Source organism: Streptococcus jiangjianxini, from assembly GCF_040225085.1.
Taxonomy (GTDB): domain Bacteria; phylum Bacillota; class Bacilli; order Lactobacillales; family Streptococcaceae; genus Streptococcus; species Streptococcus jiangjianxini.
The window spans coordinates 81845-104642 of sequence record NZ_JBEHGL010000001.1; the positions used below are offsets into that span (position 1 = coordinate 81845).

At 38.2% G+C, this 22798-nt stretch carries 19 protein-coding genes and 1 pseudogene; 4 read left to right on the forward strand and 16 right to left on the reverse strand.

Annotation, left to right across the window (positions count from 1 at the left end; all coding sequences use genetic code 11):
- Positions 1–244: 244 nt before the first annotated feature.
- Both nrdF and ABP870_RS00550 read left to right on the forward strand, forming a co-directional pair.
- On the forward strand, positions 245–1210 hold the full coding sequence (nrdF, locus tag ABP870_RS00545; RefSeq protein ID WP_350013563.1) for a class 1b ribonucleoside-diphosphate reductase subunit beta: 966 nt from the start codon (positions 245–247) through the stop codon (positions 1208–1210).
- A gap of 143 nt (positions 1211–1353) precedes the next feature.
- Positions 1354–2256: a cation transporter gene (locus tag ABP870_RS00550; protein ID WP_350013564.1), complete on the forward strand. Its 903-nt coding sequence runs from the start codon at positions 1354–1356 to the stop codon at positions 2254–2256.
- Between the two features lie 38 nt (positions 2257–2294).
- On the opposite strand, the gene ABP870_RS00555 is transcribed toward ABP870_RS00550, so the two are convergent.
- From ABP870_RS00555 to ABP870_RS00605, 11 genes and pseudogenes are all read right to left on the reverse strand, one after another.
- Positions 2295–2480 carry a hypothetical protein gene (locus ABP870_RS00555; protein ID WP_350013565.1) on the reverse strand — a complete coding sequence of 62 codons (186 nt, stop codon included), beginning with the start codon at positions 2478–2480 and terminating at the stop codon, positions 2295–2297.
- An 11-nt stretch (positions 2481–2491) separates the two neighbouring features.
- Positions 2492–3892 carry an APC family permease gene (locus ABP870_RS00560; protein ID WP_350013681.1) on the reverse strand — a complete coding sequence of 467 codons (1401 nt, stop codon included), beginning with the start codon at positions 3890–3892 and terminating at the stop codon, positions 2492–2494.
- Positions 3893–4145: 253 nt separating this feature from the next.
- Positions 4146–4271 (reverse strand): annotated as a pseudogene (locus ABP870_RS00565) (IS200/IS605 family transposase); the annotation flags it as partial.
- A gap of 196 nt (positions 4272–4467) precedes the next feature.
- A complete protein-coding gene (alaS, locus tag ABP870_RS00570) occupies positions 4468–7086 on the reverse strand; it encodes an alanine--tRNA ligase (RefSeq protein ID WP_350013566.1) in 2619 nt (872 codons plus the stop codon).
- A 59-nt stretch (positions 7087–7145) separates the two neighbouring features.
- Entirely contained in the window at positions 7146–7724 is a 579-nt protein-coding gene (locus ABP870_RS00575; RefSeq protein ID WP_350013567.1) for an LURP-one-related/scramblase family protein, read from the reverse strand.
- Between the two features lie 152 nt (positions 7725–7876).
- On the reverse strand, positions 7877–8806 hold the full coding sequence (gene prsA / locus ABP870_RS00580) for a peptidylprolyl isomerase PrsA (RefSeq protein ID WP_350013568.1): 930 nt from the start codon (positions 8804–8806) through the stop codon (positions 7877–7879).
- A 97-nt stretch (positions 8807–8903) separates the two neighbouring features.
- Positions 8904–9611 (reverse strand): O-methyltransferase, encoded by a 708-nt coding sequence (locus tag ABP870_RS00585; protein WP_350013682.1) that lies wholly within the window; start codon positions 9609–9611, stop codon positions 8904–8906.
- Between the two features lie 321 nt (positions 9612–9932).
- Complete coding sequence (locus ABP870_RS00590) at positions 9933–10547, reverse strand: HAD-IA family hydrolase (RefSeq protein ID WP_350013569.1); 615 nt, start codon at positions 10545–10547, stop codon at positions 9933–9935.
- A 609-nt stretch (positions 10548–11156) separates the two neighbouring features.
- Entirely contained in the window at positions 11157–11576 is a 420-nt protein-coding gene (locus ABP870_RS00595) for a hypothetical protein (protein ID WP_350013570.1), read from the reverse strand.
- A 15-nt stretch (positions 11577–11591) separates the two neighbouring features.
- Complete coding sequence (gene pepF, locus ABP870_RS00600) at positions 11592–13394, reverse strand: oligoendopeptidase F (protein ID WP_350013571.1); 1803 nt, start codon at positions 13392–13394, stop codon at positions 11592–11594.
- Entirely contained in the window at positions 13391–14353 is a 963-nt protein-coding gene (locus tag ABP870_RS00605) for a competence protein CoiA (protein WP_350013572.1), read from the reverse strand. Before ABP870_RS00605 ends, pepF begins: the two co-directional genes overlap by 4 nt.
- A 248-nt stretch (positions 14354–14601) precedes the next feature.
- Here ABP870_RS00605 and ABP870_RS00610 point away from each other — a divergent pair, with 248 nt between their 5' ends.
- Positions 14602–15558 carry a glutathione S-transferase family protein gene (locus ABP870_RS00610; RefSeq protein ID WP_350013573.1) on the forward strand — a complete coding sequence of 319 codons (957 nt, stop codon included), beginning with the start codon at positions 14602–14604 and terminating at the stop codon, positions 15556–15558.
- Positions 15559–15602: 44 nt separating this feature from the next.
- Here ABP870_RS00610 and nagB read toward each other — a convergent pair whose 3' ends face one another.
- Complete coding sequence (nagB, locus tag ABP870_RS00615; protein ID WP_350013574.1) at positions 15603–16307, reverse strand: glucosamine-6-phosphate deaminase; 705 nt, start codon at positions 16305–16307, stop codon at positions 15603–15605.
- Positions 16308–16479: 172 nt separating this feature from the next.
- Here nagB and queA point away from each other — a divergent pair, with 172 nt between their 5' ends.
- The gene (gene queA / locus ABP870_RS00620) at positions 16480–17526 is read left to right on the forward strand and encodes a tRNA preQ1(34) S-adenosylmethionine ribosyltransferase-isomerase QueA (RefSeq protein ID WP_350013575.1); all 1047 of its coding nucleotides are present in this window, start codon (positions 16480–16482) and stop codon (positions 17524–17526) included.
- A 404-nt stretch (positions 17527–17930) separates the two neighbouring features.
- Here the strand turns inward: queA and ABP870_RS00625 are convergent, their stop codons facing one another.
- From ABP870_RS00625 to ABP870_RS00640, 4 genes are all read right to left on the reverse strand, one after another.
- Positions 17931–19028: a serine hydrolase gene (locus tag ABP870_RS00625; RefSeq protein WP_350013576.1), complete on the reverse strand. Its 1098-nt coding sequence runs from the start codon at positions 19026–19028 to the stop codon at positions 17931–17933.
- Positions 19029–19202: 174 nt separating this feature from the next.
- Positions 19203–19808, reverse strand: coding sequence for a superoxide dismutase SodA (gene sodA, locus ABP870_RS00630; protein WP_350013577.1), 606 nt, complete (start codon positions 19806–19808; stop codon positions 19203–19205).
- Between the two features lie 180 nt (positions 19809–19988).
- Positions 19989–21038: a DNA polymerase III subunit delta gene (gene holA / locus ABP870_RS00635; RefSeq protein WP_350013578.1), complete on the reverse strand. Its 1050-nt coding sequence runs from the start codon at positions 21036–21038 to the stop codon at positions 19989–19991.
- Between the two features lie 1046 nt (positions 21039–22084).
- Positions 22085–22696 carry a PepSY domain-containing protein gene (locus tag ABP870_RS00640; protein WP_350013579.1) on the reverse strand — a complete coding sequence of 204 codons (612 nt, stop codon included), beginning with the start codon at positions 22694–22696 and terminating at the stop codon, positions 22085–22087.
- Between the last annotated feature and the right edge of the window lie 102 nt (positions 22697–22798).

The following is a 22798-nucleotide window of genomic DNA, read 5'->3' on the forward strand; positions in this document are numbered from 1 at the left end:
AATGATATGCTAACAATATGATCAAAAGGTCAATGCCTTACCGCCTTGACAAGAACTTGTCCTAAATGATTCTTTTCGTCATTTAGGACAATGGGCTATATTGCTAGCCTGTCTCTTTGAAGCCTAACTGGCTTTGCCGCAACTTTTATCTGACATTCAGCCAGCTTATTTTGAAGTTGGCTGCTTGTTTATGTTAAACTATAAGCATAAGTTTTTTACTATTTTCTGTTTTTAAGGAGTCTCCATGTCACAAATTACTTATTATGAAGCTATCAACTGGAATGAAATCGAGGATGTTATCGATAAGTCTACTTGGGAGAAGTTAACGGAACAATTCTGGCTCGATACCCGCATTCCTTTGTCTAATGACTTAGACGATTGGCGCAAACTTTCTGCCGAAGAAAAAGATCTTGTTGGTAAGGTTTTCGGTGGTCTTACCCTTCTTGACACTCTTCAATCTGAAACCGGTGTTGAGGCTATTCGTGCGGATGTTCGCACGCCACACGAAGAAGCTGTCCTCAATAATATCCAGTTTATGGAATCTGTCCATGCGAAATCTTATTCTTCGATCTTTTCGACTTTAAATACTAAAAAAGAGATTGAAGATATCTTTGAATGGACCAATACCAATCCTTACCTCCAACGTAAAGCTGAAATTATCAATGAAATCTACAAAAATGGTGATGCTCTTCAGAAAAAAGTCGCTTCTACCTTCCTAGAAACCTTCTTATTCTACTCCGGTTTTTTCACCCCACTTTATTATCTTGGTAATAATAAATTAGCTAACGTTGCTGAAATTATTAAATTGATTATCCGTGATGAATCTGTTCATGGAACTTATATTGGTTATAAATTCCAATTGGGTTTCAATGAATTACCAGAAGACAAACAAGAAGAGTTTCGCGAGTGGATGTACGATTTACTATATAGCCTCTATGAGAACGAAGAATTATACACCCAAACACTTTATGACAATGTGGGCTGGACTGAGGAAGTGATGACCTTCCTTCGCTATAATGCTAACAAAGCTCTCATGAACTTAGGTCAAGATCCTCTCTTCCCAGATACTGCAAATGATGTTAACCCCATCGTTATGAACGGTATTTCAACAGGAACTTCTAACCATGACTTCTTTAGTCAGGTTGGTAATGGTTATCTCCTTGGTAGCGTTGAAGCTATGCAGGATGACGATTATAATATGGGACTTTAACAATCCTCTTTATTTCATCTACAAACCAGGCTTTCAGGCTTGGTTTTTTGAATCTAATAACTATCTGACGATTTCATTTGCATTTGAAGCGATCTCTAAAAATTGTTATACTAATTCTAAGAAATTCTTTTCAAGGAGCAACTATGACTCAAAAACAAGTTGAGAGGCAATCACTTATTGTGTCCACAATCGGAAATTTTATCATTGGACTTTCTGGACTTATTATCTATATTGTGACTGATTTAAATGCCCTTCTTTTAGACGGTGTTTTCTCCTTAATTGCATTTATATCAACTTTGGCTGCCGTTTTCATTTCTGGTAATAGCCACCGTAAAACGGCAACTTTCCCAAATGGGATGTATTTCTTAGAACCACTATACGGTATTTTGAAATCCATCGCTACCTTTATGTTACTGATTATCACCCTGCTAGAAACCAGCGCTGCAGCCTATGCTTATTTTATCCACGGAAAAGGGGATGTGGTCGAGACTAATCTAGTTCTTCCTTACACGATTACAATGGTTATTCTTTGTTTTAGTTTAGGGTTTTATAATCGGCAGAAAAATCGTCAAATTAACAATTTATCTACTATCATTGCAGCAGAAAGCAAAGGTAATTTTATCGATGGTCTTATATCTGCGGGTGTCGGTATCGCCATTTTACTCCTTACGGTTATCCCAATAGAAAGTAAACTTGGCTTTCTCCACTATACAGCAGATTTTTTCATCACTTTAATTCTAGTTGTTTTTTCCTATAAAGAACCTTTAGCTGTATTAACGGATTCTTTTAAAGAATTTACACAATCACCAATACGAAATAAGCAAATTGTGCCGCTTATCCATGATATTTTCCAGACACATTTTAATAAGCAATATCATGACCTAGATATCTCTATTTATAAACAAGGGACTCATATTAATATTCGCGTGCATATCATTGACCCTTCTGATTTAAACCTCATCTCCCATTCTGTAAATCTCAAGCCACTGATCCTCGAAGACTTGCAACATTCTTTTGAATTCGTAACGGTCGAATTTGCCTTTTAGACATGAAAAAACCAAGTAGAGAGCATAACTCCACTTGGTTATTTTGTTTTTCTAAGTTCCAGTAAGGTTTTGATAATACTAACAAAGACGATCATTAGAATGCCATTTAGAATATTTTTATTAAGACTAGCGCCATTTTGAAAAGCAATTATAGACATCATCAGGTGGGCAATGGTAGCCACTGACATAAAAATAATGGAAACAATAGTCATTTTTTTAACCATATGGATACCTCTTATTTTTCATTGTTAATCGTCGAATGTTTGTAACCATAACCGAAATAGATCAAGGCTCCTATAACCAATGATATCAAGAAAGCGATCCATGTCACTGCTTGATATTGACTCATAAAGACTAAACAAATCACAATTCCCAAAATAGGTAAGACAGGCACAAATGGCATTTTGAATTCGCCAGCTTTCGGTAACCCTTGCTGCTTACGTAAGACGATAATAGCAATAGCTAAAAGCATCATATAAGAAAGCGTTGTGATATTAACAAATTCTGCTAAACTGGCTAATGGCACCATACCGGCAAATACCATAGCTCCTAGACCGGCTACTAAGGTTGCATTTCGTGGCACACGTGATATCTTGGTCACTTGACTCAATGCTTTTGGAAGTAAACCATCTCGACTGATACTGTAAATAGTCCGTGATAGGGCAAACGTCATAGAAATACAGACAGTAATCAATGTTAGGATAGCAACAACTGACACATAATTGCCAGCCCATGTCAATCCAACAGAGCGAAGCGCATAAGCCACTGCATCAGGCACATTAAGTTTTGTGTAATGAACCATACCTGTTAGAATCAAAGTAACCACCATATAGATAGCTGTTACAATGATCAACGATAAGGTAATTCCTTTGGGTACCTTTTTCTGTGGGTCATGAACTTCATCGACTGCCATAGAAATGGACTCGAAGCCAAGAAAGGCAAAGAACATGATGGAAGCACCAGCCATTATCCCTGATTGCCCTCCAACAGGATTTCCCCAACCAAATGGTGAGAAAGGCGTCCAGTTTTCAGGTTTTAGAAAGAATAGTCCTAAAACAATAAAGAGAGCCAAGGCTGAAAATTTGAGAACAACCAAAGCACTATTAAACCGCATCGCTTTTTTAGAATCCATGAGAACAATAGCTGTCACAAAAAACATGACTAAAACTGGCAAAAGGTCGATATACTGCCCCTTACTAGGATTAAAAGTGCCATTAATAGCAGCAGGTAATTGAATACCATAATTAGCTAGCAATCCTTTCAAATAAGAACTCCAGCCTGAGGCGACACTAGAAACCGCAAAAAGAAATTCCATGATAATCATCCAGCCAGCTATCCAAGCTGGAAACTCGCCTAACGTAGCATAAATATAGGAATAGGCGCCACCATTTGCAGGAATACGCGAAGCAAACTCAGCGTAAAAGAGGGCGAAAATTCCCACAGCAATGGCTGATAGAGCAATTGAAACAATCAGAGCTGGTCCAGCATATTGGGCTGCACCTATCCCTGTAATAGTGAAAATACCAGTCCCCACCATTGATCCAAGTCCTAAAAAGACAAGATCAATAACTTTGAGATGACGCTTCATTTCAGTCTTATCAAGACTGGTATTTTTTTGACGAAAAATAGTCACTATTTTCCCCTTTGTGAATAAAAATTTATGATTTTCAAAAGAAAACTCAACCTAACTATTTTATCATAAAAATCATCGAAATCGTCGAAATATGAAAAAAACCACATCAAACGCATGAAAACTTGCACCTATCCTAATTTTTGATAAGTGCAATTTTTTAAACAATTTCATAACTTTTTTGAAAAAAATATTAAATTTTCTCTCGTTAGCAGCCTAATTATACCGCAATTTTTTCTAAATGCTAACACTAATAGTTGAAAACACACGCCAAACTACTTCTATATTGATTATAGACGATTTTTCGTCTATACTTGGGAATAGACACAATGTGATATTTACACATCCATTTTGTGTGCGATAAACTATGTGCCTTTTGTGCCATATCAGTATCTCCTTTCGCTTTACAGTAGGCTTGGACACCTTTATTGCAGCGCGTTTGGAGATCTTTTTGTATAACAATCGACGCGCACCCGCATAGCGGGTGATTTATTTGTATCGCACCTATTGGAGCTAAACTGGGCTTAAAGCCACATAAAACAAAAACCAAGTTCTTTTTTGAACTTGGTTGCATTGTCTTATTAAAATTGCTCTGGCACTGCTGCTAATAAATCAGCAATCTTGGTAGCGTCTGATCCTCCAGCCATAGCCATGTCTGGTTTACCCCCACCGCGGCCTGATACGATTGGTGCAAGGTTTTTAATAGTATTGCCTGCATGAACTGCTTTAGCTTTGCTAGCCACAAGAACATTGACCTTCTCACCAATGCTTGCTGCGAGGACAAGAACATCAGAGTAATCTTTTTGTTTCCAGTTATCAGCGAAGGTACGAAGAGCACCTGCATCTGCCACTTCAACTTGTGTTGCAATGTAGCGAACACCATTAGCTTCTTTGACATCTTTGAAGACATCGCCCGCTTGTGCCGCAGTTGCTTTTTCTTTGAGCTCGGCATTTTCTTTTTGAAGCTCACGCACTTGCTCGTTAAGGCTATTGACCTTATTTGGAACTTCCTTCAATTGTGGAACTTTGAGCGTTGTTGCAATTTTTTTTAGAGCGTCTTCTTGATCGCGAAAGGCTTGGAAAGCTTCCTTACCAGTAACCGCTAGAATACGACGAGTTCCTGATCCGATTCCTTCTTCTTTGACAATCTTGAAGAGTCCAATTTCAGAAGTATTTGAGACATGTGTACCACCACAAAGCTCAACAGAATAATCACCAATAGTGACAACACGAACAACCTTACCGTATTTTTCACCAAAGAGAGCCATAGCACCCATTTCTTTGGCAGTTTCCACATCTGTTTCAACTGTTTTAACAGCAATGGCATTCCAGATTTGTTCATTGACCTCTGTTTCAATTTGACGGAGTTCCTCTACTGTCACAGCCTCGAAATGTGTAAAGTCAAAGCGCAAGAAGCCTTCTTCATTCAAAGAACCAGCCTGAGTGGCGTGTTCGCCAATGATATTGTGTAAGGCAGCATGCAGTAAGTGGGTTGCTGTGTGGTTTTTTTCTACTGAGAAACGGCGCTCTTTATCGATTTCAAGTGCATAACTGGTCCCAATAGAAAGGCTTGCTAAAACATCAACCGTGTGAAGCGCTTGACCATTTGGTGCTTTTTGAACATCAGTCACCTTGGCAACAATGTCACCCTTATCGTTTTTGATGACACCGTGGTCAGCTACTTGTCCACCCATTTCTGCATAGAATGGTGTTTTCTCGAAAACAAGAAGTGCTTGACCTTCAGAGACAACCTCAGAACGTTCATTATCTACAACGATAACAGAAAGATTTGATTCCAAGTTATCAACGTGGTAAACAAACTCAGACGGTTCTACAATACCAGCGAGGGTTTCATTTTGCATCCCCATTGAGCCACCTTTGACAACAGCCGCACGCGCGCGGTCTTGTTGCTCTTTCATGGCTGCTTTGAAGCCTTCATGGTCAATTTTGTAACCAGCATCTTCTGCTAATTCTTCCGTTAATTCGACTGGGAAACCATAAGTATCGTATAGTTTAAAGATGTCTTTACCATCAAGCATGTCTTTACCAGCGGCTTTAAGTTCTGATAAGAGGTCCTCTAGGTGACCACTACCAGCATCGATGGTACGAGCAAAAGTCTCCTCTTCACGTTTGACAATTTTTTCGATAAAGTCACGTTTTTCAAGCACTTCTGGATAATAGCTCTCCATGATACGACCAACAGTTGGTACAAGTTTGTAAAGGAAAGCATCAGTAATCCCCAAACGACGACCATGCATAACTGCACGACGAAGCAGGCGGCGAAGAACATAGCCACGACCTTCATTTCCAGGAAGCGCTCCATCACCAATCGCAAACGAAAGGGCACGAATGTGATCGGCAATGACCTTGAAGCTCATGTTATCACCATCTGGATCGTAACGTTTACCAGACAATTTCTCCACTTCATTGATAATTGGCATAAAGAGGTCTGTTTCAAAGTTTGTTTTGGCCCCTTGGAAAATAGCTGCCAGACGCTCTAGTCCTGCACCTGTATCAATGTTTTTACTTGGTAATTCTTGGTACTCAGAACGTGGGATTTCAGGATCTGCATTAAATTGTGATAAGACAATATTCCAGATTTCGATATAACGATCATTTTCCAAATCTTCTTCAAGCAGACGGATACCGATATTTTCAGGATCAAAGGCTTCCCCACGGTCAAAGAAGATCTCAGTATCAGGTCCAGATGGACCGCTACCGATTTCCCAGAAGTTTTCCTCCAAAGGAACAAGATGGTCAGGTTCTACTCCTAAGGCAATCCAACGATTATAGGAGTCCTTATCTTCAGGATAGTAAGTGATGTAGAGTTTTTCTTTTGGAAAAGCAAACCATTCAGGACTGGTTAAAAGCTCAAATCCCCACTCGATCGCTTCATCACGGAAATAATCCCCAATTGAGAAGTTACCAAGCATTTCAAACATGGTATGATGGCGAGCCGTTTTACCAACATTTTCAATGTCGTTGGTTCGAATTGATTTTTGAGCATTAGTAATACGTGGATTTTCGGGAATAACTGAGCCATCAAAATATTTTTTGAGAGTTGCTACACCTGAGTTAATCCACAACAATGTCGGATCATTAACAGGAACCAAGTTAGCAGATGGTTCAACAGAGTGACCCTTTGATTTCCAAAAATCAAGCCACATTTGGCGAATTTCTGCTGATGATAAAGTTTTCATTACTATCTCCTTTTTTGTGTACGCTTCTGAGCGGTTTTATTGTCACCCACCTAGTTTCATTAAACAGAACTTGATGAGGCTTGTGCGGCTTCTTGCTCTTTGACATAATCAATAGCTATGACCAGAGAAATGACTAAATCACTATAGCTTTCATCGTAGACTTCGACGACATAACTAGAGGTCAAATGCCATAACTCTTTCTTAATACTGGCAATCTGATGACCATCTTTTTGTAAACTAAACGATAAATCCCAAACATCTCCTTTAACCTCGATTCCAAGACCTTCAATCTGATATCGAGATTTGAAAAACGTGAAGTTTTTCTTGATGATAAAGTGATTTCCGTTTGCTAATTTAACATCAAATTGGGGTAACAAACTGATGACTTTCTTTTCAATTCGACTGACTTCTCGCCCCTCTATATCTGATATCGTAAACGTTTTGGGAATTTTTAAAAATGATCCTTCGACTTGATAGCTTGGTATGCCTAAGTCATCAGCAATCGTGAATTTACCACCCAGGGATAACATTTTTTGCTTAACTTGAAAGGTCTTCATAGGCTTTCCTCCAAAATAAGACAAGTCCACCAAACGAAGGGCGAAAACCGCGGTACCACCTTCATTCAATGAACTTGTCATTCTCTTTATTATGTCAAATTGTTAACTAGTAAGTAGCAAATCTTTTAAGCCTCGCTGATTCGCAGCAACCATCAGCTTTCTGAAGAAGACCTCTAAAAAATTATTCTCACTGTTTCCATTATAATCATTTTTCTTCTTTTGGTCAAGACAGACTATTTTGAAGAACTTGACGGTGTGCTTGAGTTCGTTGCCGTATATTGTGACAAGATATTGCTAAAGCTTTTATCTTTGATTTTGACATTAGCTTTTTCAAGCGTTTTGCCGATCACTTGGTTTTGGAAACTTGCGTCTGCTTTTCTATCATTGATAATGGTTTCTGTTAGACGTTTCTTGTAAGTTTTCCAATCGGGATTTTTAGCCTCTTTTTTGTTTGTTTTAACAATATAGTAGTCTGGTTTATAGGTCTTTGTATCAACCACTTTGACCACTTCTGACACTTCACCTTCCTTAAGTTTGAAGGCTGCCTCTTTAACTTCTTTTGGTAAGGTTGTATCTGATGAATCAAACTTATAGTCTACTTTATCAGACTTGGTGTTATCCTTGGCAATCTTAGCAAAGTCAGCTCCTTCAGCTTTAGCTTTCTCAAGGGTTTCTTTAGCCTTTTCTTCAGTGTCTAACTTAATGACTTGTGCTGTGGTTTCTGGCGTGTAGTTTTGATAAGCTTTTTGATAATTACTATCTGTCAATTCCTTTTTAGCAGCTTTTTCGACAGCATAGTCAATCATTTTTTTTATACGAATTTGTTGTTTATAAGTTTTTTCCGTCATACCAGCTGAAGTTAGAGCAGCTGCAAAGTTTGAACCATAGGCATCAACTTGCTCGTTATAGGCCTTGGTAACTTCTTTATCACTAATTTTGTCACCATACTGTTTCTCAAAAACACGGTCCAGTACCAAGGTAAGCATAGCTTGTTTTCCTGCAGTAGTTTCTTTAGCTTGATTGTAAAAGTCTGATACAGTAAGGGTATCACCTTTCATCGTAACAAGATTATCCTTTGGACTGGTTTCTTGAGAACAAGCAGCTAGTGTTAATACTGACATCAAGGTAACAACACCTGTCAACAATTTGGTTTGTTTTTTCATTTTGTGGAACTCCTTCAAAAAGGGAGTTAATCACCGCTGGATTACTCCCACTTTCATTAACGCTCTCCATTATAGCATAAGTTAGCTTAAATGTGGCTTAATCTGAGAGGATAACTTCATCCTCATCTTTTCTCAACATTAATAACCCGTCACTCATTGGAATAAGACTAGCAGTTAGGCCTGGATGTTTTAGGGTGCTGTTAAAGAGTCGATGTAAGCCTCGATAAATAGTTCTCTGCCCACGTCGCACCTCTTCTATTGGCTTGGCAATATCTCCTCCTTGGAATATATCATCAAAGACAATAAGACCACCTTTTTTGACATGCTTCAGAATTTCCGGTAGGAAAACAATATACTTAGACTTAGCCGAATCCATAAAAACAAAATCATAGTCTTGATCCAAGTCACTGATCAGATCAACAGCATCACCTTCTAAAAGCCTAATTTGTTTGCGACTGTCATACTTATCAAAATTTTCCTTAGCTAAACCAATCATCTCAGGATTACGATCAATCGTTGTGATTTGAGCTTCTGGTGCAAACTCTGCCATCAAAAGAGCTGAAAAACCTATTGCCGTCCCAATCTCTAATATCTGTTTAGGAGCCAAGGTCTTCATTAATAGGCGAAAATAAGCTACCACCTCATGTTGAATAATAGGAATATTATGCTCATGGGCAAACGCTTCAATCTCTGCTAAATGACCTTGATTTTCTAATAAGTGTGTTCGCATATAGTCCACAATTTCTTCCTTAACAACAGGACGCCTCATATTGTGGTTTGCGTTTTGTGAATAACTTTCTACCATAGGCATAGTATATTTTATGGCCAGACAAATGTCAAGAAGGCTATATAATCATGCACGACAAACGCATGAAACAGTTATTTCCGAATTATAGTACAGATAAAAATATTTTATCTAAGCGTTTTCACTATAGGAAAAACGCTTAAACATGGCTACTATTTTTGTAAATTCTGAACATTGAAATACAGAAAACTTTATTTTCTTGCCAAAAATCCTTCATACGTTTGTCGTGATAATCATGTTTATCATAAAAAGAATCGCGATACTAAATTGTTCGTACCTATTTGATAAAATAATTTGCTCTATTTCAAAACAAAATGGTCGTTAATCGATAACATCAAAAATATCGGTCAATTTCGCTATCTTATGATTAAATTCATTTTCTGCTTGCGTCAAATTAATTGACTTGATACCTGCCTGAAAAGCTAAATCCATATCAATCCTTCTATCACCTATATAGACCGTTGAGGCTCTGGCTAAATGGTATTTTTCCACAAGATAATCCACTGCCTGAGGATGGGGTTTACGTTTAAAGCCATCGGCTGAGGTTATGATTTCTATAAAATAGTCAGAGATACCCAATCGTTTCAAAACCGACTCGGTAGTTGCTCCCTTGTGCGTATAGATAATATTTTGAATGCCTTGCTTTCTTGTCCATTCTAAAACCTCTCTGGCTCCTGGCATTAAGACAATACTATCATCACGCGCTGCTTGCTCCATCGATTGCTTTTTCTTTAGCTGTTCGAACGGCATATGGTAAACTCTCTCCAGCTCTAACAATAGGTCACCAGTCGATTTCTCTAAAATATACTTTTCCACAGCGTCAGCATCAAATGGAATCTGAAAGGCTCGATAAGTCATCTCCAGTGATGCTAGGATAGCTGGATAGGAATCTACTAAAGTGCCATCAAAGTCCCATATAAAAGTTGTTTTAGCCATCTTGCTTCTCCAAATCTACTCGATAAAAGACATGTTGAGCTACTATATATTGATACGTGCAATCCCTCTAATGTGATGAGCTAATCCAATATCTACTAGCTTTTTCAACTGTCTTTCAACTCTTCTGATAATACCCAGTCATGACCAAAATTGCTGTGAAATCCCATATTATCGGTATCTAACACTATAACAGAGTCGGCACGGGGTACCTTTGACTATGTTTCAAAGAGTTCCTACAGTCAATACACTGTCTCACCTTTACGATACCATCTTCATCCATTTTTTTACCAGAAAAAATCATGGCCATCGTCTTGACCTTTTCAAAATCTTAGACGTTTTTGGCTATTAGCCGTCCCGTCTTGTCTGTATGATTATCCAAGGCTTTTAGACACATCCTACCAAATCGATGACTTTCTCGGCAATGGTAGCTGCATTCACTTTATGATTTTAGGTTATTAGTAGCTTTTGAAGGTCTCTCTATGCGACAGCATCATCTGTGTCAATTATCTCTAGGTTACTGAGTTATTTCCCTTTTTCTAAAATAGAGCTGCACTTCAAATGCAGCATCATCAAGAAACCAGATCAATTGGGTTCGATCTGGTCAGTTTGTTAGGATTCTTTGAAAAATCGGTATATTTTGATCGCAGAATCCTGCTTAACCTTCATGTCAATTGTTTCTTGACATCCAGTCTCAGACTCTAAAATCAAAGACATCTGATGGATTTTTACATTAGAAGTGCTAGCTTTTCTTCTTTTTTCTAACCAATCGCCTACGATGGCTCCTTTTAAGCGATCTCTACCTAAGGTTGCATAAGCACCAGCACCAGCTACGGCCCCTTTTGACACACCAGGTCCCGAATAAGGCAGTGGGGGATTGAAAGTGAGTTTTGTGACCTTAAGCATCTCTTTAGGATTTTCTTTAAGGTAAAAACGATCTCTGTTCTTTTTTAAAATCGTTATTGGCTTATCCTGTTTTTTCAAAACCATAGATTGGTCTTTAAACAGCTTTCTAATCATCGATTGAAGCATAACCAGCGCCTCCTTTTAGTTGACCTCTCGTTTTGCCACCAATGCTTCTAATTCTTCCAAGCGATGCTTAAATACTTTGAAAGCTCCTTCTAGGTAATCAGCGCTTGTCATATCAACACCTGCTTTAGCGATGACATTTAGTGGGTAGTCCGAATTGCCAGCTTTAAGATAATCTAAATAGTTTTCACGGTCTTGGTCTGTTCCATGAACAATTCTGTCTGCTAGATATGAAGCTGCTGCAAACCCTGTCGCATATTGATAAACATAGAAATTATAGTAAAAATGCGGAATACGAGCCCACTCAAACTGAATGTTATGATTATCATCAGCTGCTAAGCCATAATATTTTTCGTTAAGTTCAGCGTATGTTTGGTTAAGAAAATCACTGGTCAAGACTTTTCCTTCTTGGTCGGCCTGATGAATGGCTAATTCAAATTCTGCAAACTGTGTTTGACGGAAGATAGTTCCTTTAAAGCCATCCAAATAGTGATTGAGGATCGCAAAGCGCTCATTATCATCAGTTACTTCTTCAAGCAGTGTTTCCGTCAAGATATTTTCATTTGTTGTTGAGGCAATCTCAGCCAAGAAAATGCTGTAATCCCCATAGACATAAGGTTGATTTTCACGGGTAAAGGTTGAATGTAAGCTATGGCCTGTTTCATGAATTAAGGTATAAAGATTATCTAAAGTATCCTGCCAGTTGAGAAGCATAAAGGCATTGGTATCGTACGAACCACCCGAATATGCTCCTGAGCGCTTGCCCTTATTAACATGAACATCAATCCAGCGCTCTGAAAAAGCGCGATCAACTCGATCACTATAATCTTTACCAAACACTGTCAAGACTTGACGAGACTTTTCAAGAGCTTCTGGATAAGTAATAGCCATATCATGCTCTGATAGTGGCGTATAAACATCATACATCTTGAGATCATCAAGACCCAGCAACTCTTGGCGTAATGTCATGTAACGATGTAAGAGCGGCAAGTGCTTGTTCACAACTGCCAATAAGGTATCGTAAACCTCTTCAGGAATGAAATTAGCCGAAAGAGCGGCGTGGCGAGCTGACTCATACCCTCGAACTTTCGCTTGGTAATTATGAACCTTGACATTGGTTTGTAAGGTTTTAGCATAGGTGTGTTGGAACTGCTCATAAACACCATAGTAAGCGTCATAGGTACCTTTACGAACTTCTCGATTTTTAGATTCCATAAGACTAATAAAATTACCATGGGTTAATTCGACAAGGTCTCCCTCATCATTGGTAACCCAGGGATAAGTCACATCAGCATTATCAAAGATAGAGAAGGTTTCAGCAGCAGAACCAAAAATCTCAGAAGCACCTGCCAATAATTCTTCAGCCTCTTTCGGCAAGACATGATCCTTAGTGGCCAATAATTTTTCAAAATAATGATCATAAGAAAGGAGGCCAGGCTCTTCTACCTTATAGGCTTCTAGTTGTTGCTCTGACATGGTCAAAAATTCAGGTTCATAAAAAGCAAAAGTCTGACTATAAAGTGACGATAAGGCCGTTGCTTTTGCTTCCATCTCTTGATAAGTTGCAATCGTTGTATCTTGATCGTTTTTCATAGATGCGTATACATATAGTTTCTCCAAACGACGCATCAACTCTAGAGCAGTTTCCGTAATACGCAATAAACTCTTAGCCGAATCCAAAAGGTGGCCTGCATTACTTTGGGAAGCTTTCAAATCACTTTCTAACGCTTGACGCTCTACTTCCCACGCCTCATCCGTCTCAAAAATAGTCGTCAAATCCCAGGTTTCTTCTTTTTTCAGATGGCTACGATTATCAGTCATGTTGTTCTCCTTGTCTGTTTTTCTACCATTTTATCATAAAAGCAAGGTGGATACAGGGTTTGAGAAGTTTTCACCCGTTGATTTTTGTAATAGCACTCAAACTGCTTAAAATAGCGCTCAATTCTTTCAGGTTCTGAATAATTTTGACTATTGATTTGAGGTGGTTTGATTTGTGGGAAGAAAAAGTCAGTCTCTCGCATTAACAAGTTGTCACCGCGCTGATAAGCCAATTCTTGTTTTTTTAGCCATTTTGGATTTTTATAAAATAATTGTTTTTGAATGAAATGTTGAGGATTTGTCATACCAAAACAAGTCAAACTAACAAGCTTTTTCTTTTGAAAAGGAAATCGTAGCAGTGTCATGATGTCATCAGAAAATGAACACGTTTTCGTCAAATAGACCAGCTCTCCATCCAATTTTTCATGGATTAAATAGTGTAAGCGTAATTCTTCTTTAGCATTGTCCAACTCACAAAAATAAAAACCAAGCCAATCACTGTAAGAGAGCACTGTCTTTTGAAAAGGTGATAAGCGTTTCTTCAACCACAACTTTTCTCCAAAGAGCCAAATGGGATAAAGCCCTTGATGTTGGTATGCTTTTGTTCGCTCTTTCCACTTCTGATTACTGATTGGTGAACACTGAATTTCCAACACCAATTTAGGTGCGACAAAAACATCTGCTATTTGCTGGTATTCAGGAAAATATTTTTCAATTGCTACTTGATGATTCTGAGATAAAGAAGTAAAAATCTTAGCCTTTAAAGATAAATGTTCAGCGGATTCGTTTTCAAAACTAAAGTGACAGTTTTGAGTCGATAGATGTGCAAAATGCCAAGTTTTAATCGCTCCCTTTTTGAAACGAACAGGACCTAAACAAGCAGGACAATAATATTGCGTTTCATTTAGGTCATTATCGAATGCTTTGGCTAATCGTCCATCAACTGTCTTTGCAATTAACATATCTTCCTCCTACCTATCTATTCGAAAAAATAGGACAATATATGCCTCAATACAGTTATTATCGACGTTTTTTTATTAATATCTTTTATTTAGTGCTATTTCTCAAACCGAAATCCTTGGTTATCGTAAATCATCTGAATCAAGCTAGCAATCGCAGTGACGAACTAGCATATCTGAAACAGTTTCATTAGCAATTGCAGTCAAATAATGTTATACTACTAATTAGTAACACAATAAGGGGAAGATAAATGGGACTTTTAGTAGATGGCAAATGGAAAGATAAATGGTATGATACCAAGTCAACAGGAGGTAACTTCATACGTTCCAAGGCTCAATTTCGTAACTGGATAACGGCTGATGGTAGTTCTGGTCCGACTGGTAAAGCTGGCTTTAAAGCTGAGTCTGGTCGCTACCACCTCTATATTTCCTTCGCTTGTCCTTGGGCAAGTCGAGCGCTAATCATGCGTCGATTGAAGGATTTAGAAGATCATATTTCCCTATCTGTGGTTAATCCCTACATGCTAGAAAATGGTTGGACTTTTGAGGAATATCCAGGTGTCATACCTGATAGTCTTTTTAAGAGTCAATACCTGTACCAAGTGTATTTGAAAGCCGATCCTAACTATTCTGGTCGCGTAACCGTGCCAGTCCTATGGGATAAAAAAACGCAAACTATTGTCAGCAATGAGTCATCTGATATCATTCGCATGTTTAACACAGCTTTTAATGACATTACTGGAAACACAGACGACTATTATCCTAAAGAATATCAGACTGCTATTGACGACATCAATAGTCTGGTCTATGATAAGATTAACAACGGAGTTTATAAAACTGGTTTTGCCACAGAACAATCTGTTTATGAAAAAGAACTGCAAAACCTCTTTGCTGGACTTGATGCCCTTGAAAGTCATCTAGAAACTCAAGAGTGGTTGGTCGGTGACAGGATGACCGAAGCAGACATCAGACTCTTTACAACCTTAGTACGATTTGACCCTGTTTACTTTGATCATTTCAAATGCAACCTAAAACGCTTAATCGACTACCCTAACTTATGGCAATACACCAAACGTATTTACAACCTACCCGGAATAGCTGATACGGTTGATTTTGATCATATCAAGACCCACTACTACGGCAGCCACAAAACCATCAATCCCAACGGCATCATTCCAGCTGGTCCAGATATTGATTGGACGCTTTAAGACATTCCAAAACCCAGCCTGATTTTTTCAGACTGGGTTTTTGATTATGCTAGTTTGCTAGCTGCGGCTTCGTCTACAATGACAATGACATCAGCATGATTTTGAAGAACACTGGCTGGTAACTCTTCTGTAACAGAGCCTTCCACCATCCCTTTAATAGCATCGGCTTTTTCAGATCCAAAAGCTAATAAAACAATGGTTTTTGAAGCCATAATTGAGGCAATCCCCATTGACATGGCTTGTTTTGGAACATCATCAATACTGTCAAAGAAGCGACTATTAGCTTCAATAGTTGAGGGTGCCAAATCTACCACATGGGTCGTCTTATCAAAAGATGTTCCTGGCTCATTAAAGCCGATATGACCATTTCGACCGATACCTAAAATTTGAAAATCAATTGGATTTTCGGCAATAATCCGGTCATAGTCTTTGGCTGCAGCTTCTAAGTCTGTTGCTTTGCCATCTGGCAAATAAGACATTTTGAACGGTTTAGCATCAAAGAGATGCTGTTTCATAAAATAAGCATAGGATTGGTCGCTTGATTGGTCTAAGCCAACGTACTCATCAAGATTGATACTGGTCATTTCTGAAAAATCCAAATCAGACTGACGAATTTCTTGATAAAAGGTTTCAGGAGTTGAACCAGTTGCCAAACCTAATGTTTGAATACCTTGTGCCATCTTTTCTTTCAACAGTGTAAAAGCAATCTTGCCACCTTCTTGAGCATTTTTTACAGTAACGACTTTCATATTGAACTCCTTTGTCATTGGTCTATATCAATTGATACTTTTATTATATGGTATATACCAATTTTTGTCAAGATAAGAATTCTAACCCTATGACTAAACAAATCTAAAAACAAGTGTTACAATAAGAATGCTGTTTCAAGAGACAAGAATAACAAAACGTTAAGGAGAATTTATGAATACTAAGGATTTTGATTTTGATTTACCGGAAGAACTAATTGCACAGACGCCTTTAGAAAAACGGGATAGTTCAAAACTGCTCGTTTTAGACCCAGTGAACAAAGAAATGACAGATACTCACTTTGATCACATCATTGACGAGCTAAATCCTGGTGATGCTTTGGTATTGAATAACACGCGCGTTCTCCCTGCTCGTCTTTACGGTGAAAAACCTGATACCCATGGACACGTTGAGTTTCTCCTGCTAAAAAATACAGCTGGCGATAACTGGGAAGTCCTTGCTAAACCCGCTAAACGGCTCAAAGTTGGAACAAAAGTGTCTTTTGGTGATGGGCGCCTCACGGCAGAAATCATCGAAGAACTTGAACACGGTGGTCGTATCGTTCGCTTTTCATATAATGGGATTTTCCTAGAAGTGCTTGAAAGTCTAGGTGAAATGCCACTACCTCCCTATATCCATGAAAAATTAGATGACCGTGACCGTTATCAAACGGTTTATGCTAAAGAAAACGGTTCTGCTGCTGCTCCGACTGCTGGTCTTCATTTTACACCTGAGCTTTTGGAAAACATAAAAGCCAAAGGTGTCAAGTTAGTCTATCTTACCCTTCATGTAGGACTCGGTACTTTCCGTCCTGTTTCCGTAGATAATGTGGAAGAACACGAAATGCACTCAGAATTTTACCAACTCAGCCAAGAAGCTGCCGATACTCTCAATCAAGTTAAAGCGGCAGGTGGTCGTGTCGTTGCTGTTGGAACAACATCCATCCGTACACTTGAAACCATTGGTAATAAATTCAACGGCAAGTTAGAAGCCGACTCTGGTTGGACTAACATCTTTATTAAGCCAGGTTACGATTTTACTGTTGTCGATGCCTTTTCAACTAACTTCCATTTACCTAAGTCAACCCTCGTCATGCTAGTATCGGCATTTGCTGGTCGCGACTTTATCTTAGACGCCTACAAGCATGCCATCAATGAAAAATACCGTTTCTTTAGCTTTGGTGACGCCATGTTCCTCAAACGCTCTAACAAAAAACATTAGAACCACCCAAAAAACGAAGTTGGAAAAATACTAATACTCATTTAATTTCAAAAATAGCTATTTTGTCTATAACAATGTATTTTTGCTATAAAATGGAGCAGGCTAAGTGAGTCAAATAAGATGCTTTTTCAGTGAATGAAATGGACAGTAATAAAAAATTTGTGGTTTATATCTGAACCACCTAAGAAAATAGCACAAATGCTAATTTTGATTTTTATTGAGTATAACTTCGTTCAGACTGAAGACAGATCTCCAAAAGGATGTTTGTCTTTTGGCTCATTGTCAACTGTAGTGAGTTGACAATGAGCCTTTTATTATACACCGAAAATTAGTAAAAAGTCCTCAGAAACTTAGTTCTAAGGACTTTGTCTTCAGTCTGACTACTTCGTTTTTGATTTTGTTCATTAGTTTTCTTTCAGACCATTCATATTAACTCGATGCCATTGGTTTATCACATAAGCCACTTGAGCTAACTGATTATAACCATAGGGATTGATTTCTTCTGAGTTTTCGTCAGACCCTCCTAGGTAACGAGTATATAGAGCCACCATATAAGGATTTTCTTCTTTGACAATCGCATCAATATTCAAGGCTTCACGAACATATCCTGGTTTTTGATACACCTGTATGTCAGAAGGCAAGTAGGTTTCATAATATTGGCCTGGGAAGGATTGATCAATATAATATAGAATATCTTTATATTTTTTTTGATGGTGCCACAGATAATCTAGCACTTGAATATAGTAATCACTTGTTGTTTTATTGCCTTCGCGTTGGATGGTTTTAACGTTTGCTTTTGATTTTCCATAACGATCTAATTTTTGATAAGCCTTTGTCATGCCACCTAAACGCTCTGACAGGGCATAAGCTGGAGTATTCTCAGAATAAACCAGCGAGTATTCCTGCATTTCAGGAATAGTCATGGCTCCATTGAAAGCAGCGACATAAGAATCATGCTCTGGCTTATACTCATAGGTGGTGTTGGTAATATCAAAACGCTCTGTCATCGACAGCTTTCCTTTGGCAACCTTATCAACCACCAGCATATTTAAAGGCAACTTATAAGTAGAACCAGCTGTCATTGGCTGTGTATCGTTCATGGCGTAAGTTTTACCAGTTGTTATATCCTTGTAAGAAAAGGCGATATTACTATGATCAATACCTTGCAGATCCATATAGGCTGTAACAACTTCGGGCAAGGTCATATGAGCATAATCAAAAGTCAAACCATAAGTTGCCATCATACCTGAATCTGCTAACTGAGCAGCATCTTTGTCTGCCTGGCTTTTCTCAGAAAAATCCTGCTTTTTTGTTTTTGAACCTTTTCTGGTTGATTCTGGCTGGCGATGACTTGATGACGATTTCGTAATGCGCTGCGTTTTATTAGTATCTGTTACAGCAAAAAAAGGCTTAATGTAGTCCTCAAAGCCAACAATCACCAACAAGACAAAACTTACAAAAATAGCACCTAATAATATTTGATTGATACGTTTAAAATTCACAACTTTTCCCCTAACCTCTAATATTATAAAGGAAAATTGATATTTTTCAATTGTTTCGAGGAAAAATTTCTCCTTTTTCACTAAACCGTCTATAAGTAAGGGACAGAGGCATCGATATTGTTAAGTTTGTTCAATAACTAAATCAAAAGAGCAGGTTTCCCTACTCTTCCTAAATTATTTAGCAGCCTTGTAAAGTTGGTCAACTTTATTCCAGTTGATGATTTCGAAGAAGGCTTTAATGTAGTCTGGACGTACATTGCGATAGTTAAGATAATAAGCATGTTCCCAAACATCGAGTCCAAGGATTGGTTTTTTGCCTTCCATAAGTGGCGTATCTTGGTTTGGTGTTGAGGTCACTTCAAGTTTACCTTCAGCGTTAACCACTAACCAAGCCCAACCTGAACCAAAGCGTGTTGTAGCTGCTGTCGTGAATTTTTCTTGGAAAGCATCAAATGAACCGAAAGCTTCATCAATAGCTGCTTTCACATCTTCTGTGATTTCTGTTTTTTCTGGTGAAAGAAGTTCCCAGAATAGGGCATGGTTAAGATGTCCACCACCATTGTTGATAAGCGCTTGACGAATGTCCTCAGGAATACTGTTCACATCTGACAAAAGAGCTTCAAGGTCTTCACCAATTTCAGGGTGTTTTTCCAAAGCAGCGTTTGCATTGTTCACATATGTCGCATGGTGCTTATCATGGTGAAGCGTCATTGTCTCTGCATCAAATTGTGGTTCAAGTGCATCGTAAGCATATGGAAGTTCTGGTAATGTAATTGCCATGTTAGTACCTCTTTCATTTATTTGATACTTTAATCTTAACCTTTTTTGAGAATGCTTTCAAGAAATTTGTTTAAGAGATTGATTCTATCATTCACAATAGAGATGCTAGCACTGGATAAGCAAATAAACCACTGAAAAATGCCATAATAGGAACAAACGAGCTATTCTCTGATGATTATCTTATTCCCGCACCTTTGCGGTGTTCGTCATGATTTTCAACAAAGCAATATCCAGCAAATAGTCCTTATCAACCAAGCCTTGCTTAATCTGATAATCAGCCTCTATCAAGTAGCGGATGCTGTTTTGTAGAAACGTTAGGCTAAGGTGGGCAGAGTCTCTCAAAGCGAATTTGACTTGATAAGGATTGACCTTACGCCCTAAAATAGCTGACAATTCCTCGACCATCTGCTGCTCATTCTTTCCGCGCTGAGCCAGTATATTAACCTGCAAAAACATCCGAAATTGTCCCAGAATAATGGCAATCAACTTGACTTCATCTTCTCCTTGCAACCGCAAATCTTTGACAAGAGTTTGGACAGCATCAACCTCACTGTTTAACATTAACTTTGTTAAGTCAAAAATGTTATCTTGTAGGCTTTTAGGAATAGCTTCTTCAATATCATCTGTCGTGATGGTCCCTTGCTTTTGGTAACTTTCTAAAAAGGCTAGATTGTTAAGACTATCTGAAAAATCAAAGTTAGACTTAATCATCAAAGCTTCAAGAGCGTCTTCTTCGAACTGAAGGGCTTGTTTTTGGGCGTAATGTTGAAGATAGGCGCGGAGTTCAGTATCTTTTAGAGGAGTAGCTTCAAATAGGCGACTATCCCTTTTTAAACGCTTAGTCAGTCGACTTCGTCCATCTAATTTCCCAGGAGCAAAAATGACCAATCGTGTCGTTTCCACAGGATTTTCAACATAGGCTTCAAATTGCTTCAACTCCTTGTCAGAGAGATAGGATTTTTTGTTAGTCGTAATATCTGCAAACTGATCTAAAAGCACCACTTTTTCTTCTGCGAAAAAGGACAGACTTTCCAAATCTAAGGCAGCATCGCTATAAGGCACCATGCTTAAATCAAAATAAGTCATATTTAAATCTGAAGCATCATAGCCTATCTGCGTTAAGAATAATTCTTTTAATTGAGTGTATTGACCCAAGTCCTCACCTGTAATCACTGTAATCAAGGGGAGATTTTTTAGGGTTAGGGTCTCCATTTCTTCCATTGCAATCATAGACACATTGTACCATATTTTTTAACAGGACTTACGTTTGTTAGTCATTCTTCGTTAAACCTCAAAACATTATGGCATATCTTATGAGACTTAGGGAAGGACAACTACTTCACCTCAACCTAATCGACACGATTTTGAAGTATCCTAAATCCAATTTCCCTTGGTCCTATCACGGTATTATGCTTGACAGTAGTCATCAGGTTTGACCATGTTACGTTTAACTAGTCACTTATCAGGTAAAGGATCTGCCACAGCATCAGGGTTAAGATAAGCGTGTCGTCCTTAAGAAGGTCAGTGGTACAATACTCTATGATGCGCTTTATCTTGTTCTTATGACAAGTACAATATCCTAATAGGATAACTTCTTCACTGGATTTCCATAAACAGTTCAGAAAAATGGTATGGTCAATCGCATGACAAAATCTTCGTTTACAAAAAACAGTTTGTGTTGACATTGCCCGCTTTTAGATAGAAAATATCTTGTAATGCCCTTGAAAACAAGGAACGACTTACCTTGCTTTATCAAATACATGAACATACTTCGAAAAGACGCATGTAGCTGAAAAATAGCACATGCATTTTTTAACACACACAAGGTGTTCTGTTGTTTTTCCATTAATAATGATAAACTGTTATCCTATTAACATTAGATTATACCGGATGTCACTAAGCTGGGGAAAGTTTTGAATCTGACTATTGATGTTGTCGTTTTTGTCCCATACGCTTGAATACAGACGATAAAACAAAGCTCATTAGGAGTTAAAAACTTAATAACTGTCTCATCAAGTCATTACCTCCATAGCTGTCCGCCCTCTTTATCGTGCGTCGGATGGGTAGCGCTAGACTAGACCTAACACAAATAGAAAAAAGAGAAGTCAGGTATTTTTCTTCCTGCTTCTCTTAGGATGCTTCAATAGCTGCTTATATTTAACAAAATTCAGAAATGGCGACATCATAATGTTATCACAAAACAACTCATTCCTTCCCAATTAAAATCGATGGTATACAGAGACTGGGTTGCTGCCATTTTTGATTTTAAATGAGTATTAGTGATTGTCTAACGGTTCTTTGGTTTTGTGGACAATCTTTCCTGATTGTGTGTCAATGTCGTAGTTGTGCTCTTCATTGGTAGCTGGGTTATCAAATTCAATCTCATAGTACAAATGACCGTTCTTTGTGTCTTCTTCGGCTTCTAAATTAATAATTTGATCTTCTGTTAGTCCGGCATCTTTTAAGGCTATTTGTATCGCATCAGCAGCACTTATTTTAGCAGATGAGGTAGAAGTTGAGGCTTTTGGTGTTGACGAGCTATCGGAATGGTCTTTTGGTTTTTGCAAATCTTTGGACGAAGACTGCCTTGTTTCTGACAAATCGGTATCCCGTGTGATAATATCGCCAGTCTTTCCATCAATTGTGTATTCGTACTCACCATCGATGGTCGTTAAATCAATTTCATAGACTGCTAAACCATCATCAACACTTTTATCAATCTTAGTTCTTGTGACATCTTTTGCTGTTAGATTAGCATCTTTCATTGCTGTTTGCTTAGCTGTTGACTCTGAAACCTTAAATTGTGATTGCTGGTAAACAAAATAGCCACCGGCTCCCAATCCTAAAATAACTAATAAGGTAACTATAAAACGAATTAATGTTTTCATAAACATTCCTCTTTTCTTGTTATGATACTCTAAGTATACAAGAGATAGTCTTAAAATGCTGGGAAATTTTGAGGTAAAATTGTGGCAAAATAGTGGCAAAGA

Excerpts from the sequence above, each read along its gene's own strand:
- nrdF (WP_350013563.1), top strand. The coding sequence starts at position 245 with ATGTCACAAATTACTTATTATGAAGCTATCAACTGGAATGAAATCGAG.
- ABP870_RS00550 (WP_350013564.1), top strand. The coding sequence starts at position 1,354 with ATGACTCAAAAACAAGTTGAGAGGCAATCACTTATTGTGTCCACAATC.
- ABP870_RS00555 (WP_350013565.1), bottom strand. The coding sequence starts at position 2,480 with ATGGTTAAAAAAATGACTATTGTTTCCATTATTTTTATGTCAGTGGCT.
- alaS (WP_350013566.1), bottom strand. The coding sequence starts at position 7,086 with ATGAAAACTTTATCATCAGCAGAAATTCGCCAAATGTGGCTTGATTTT.
- ABP870_RS00575 (WP_350013567.1), bottom strand. The coding sequence starts at position 7,724 with ATGACAAGTTCATTGAATGAAGGTGGTACCGCGGTTTTCGCCCTTCGT.
- prsA (WP_350013568.1), bottom strand. The coding sequence starts at position 8,806 with ATGAAAAAACAAACCAAATTGTTGACAGGTGTTGTTACCTTGATGTCA.
- ABP870_RS00585 (WP_350013682.1), bottom strand. The coding sequence starts at position 9,611 with ATGGTAGAAAGTTATTCACAAAACGCAAACCACAATATGAGGCGTCCT.
- ABP870_RS00590 (WP_350013569.1), bottom strand. The coding sequence starts at position 10,547 with ATGGCTAAAACAACTTTTATATGGGACTTTGATGGCACTTTAGTAGAT.
- ABP870_RS00595 (WP_350013570.1), bottom strand. The coding sequence starts at position 11,576 with ATGCTTCAATCGATGATTAGAAAGCTGTTTAAAGACCAATCTATGGTT.
- pepF (WP_350013571.1), bottom strand. The coding sequence starts at position 13,394 with ATGACTGATAATCGTAGCCATCTGAAAAAAGAAGAAACCTGGGATTTG.
- ABP870_RS00605 (WP_350013572.1), bottom strand. The coding sequence starts at position 14,353 with ATGTTAATTGCAAAGACAGTTGATGGACGATTAGCCAAAGCATTCGAT.
- ABP870_RS00610 (WP_350013573.1), top strand. The coding sequence starts at position 14,602 with ATGGGACTTTTAGTAGATGGCAAATGGAAAGATAAATGGTATGATACC.
- nagB (WP_350013574.1), bottom strand. The coding sequence starts at position 16,307 with ATGAAAGTCGTTACTGTAAAAAATGCTCAAGAAGGTGGCAAGATTGCT.
- queA (WP_350013575.1), top strand. The coding sequence starts at position 16,480 with ATGAATACTAAGGATTTTGATTTTGATTTACCGGAAGAACTAATTGCA.
- sodA (WP_350013577.1), bottom strand. The coding sequence starts at position 19,808 with ATGGCAATTACATTACCAGAACTTCCATATGCTTACGATGCACTTGAA.
- holA (WP_350013578.1), bottom strand. The coding sequence starts at position 21,038 with ATGATTGCAATGGAAGAAATGGAGACCCTAACCCTAAAAAATCTCCCC.
- ABP870_RS00640 (WP_350013579.1), bottom strand. The coding sequence starts at position 22,696 with ATGAAAACATTAATTCGTTTTATAGTTACCTTATTAGTTATTTTAGGA.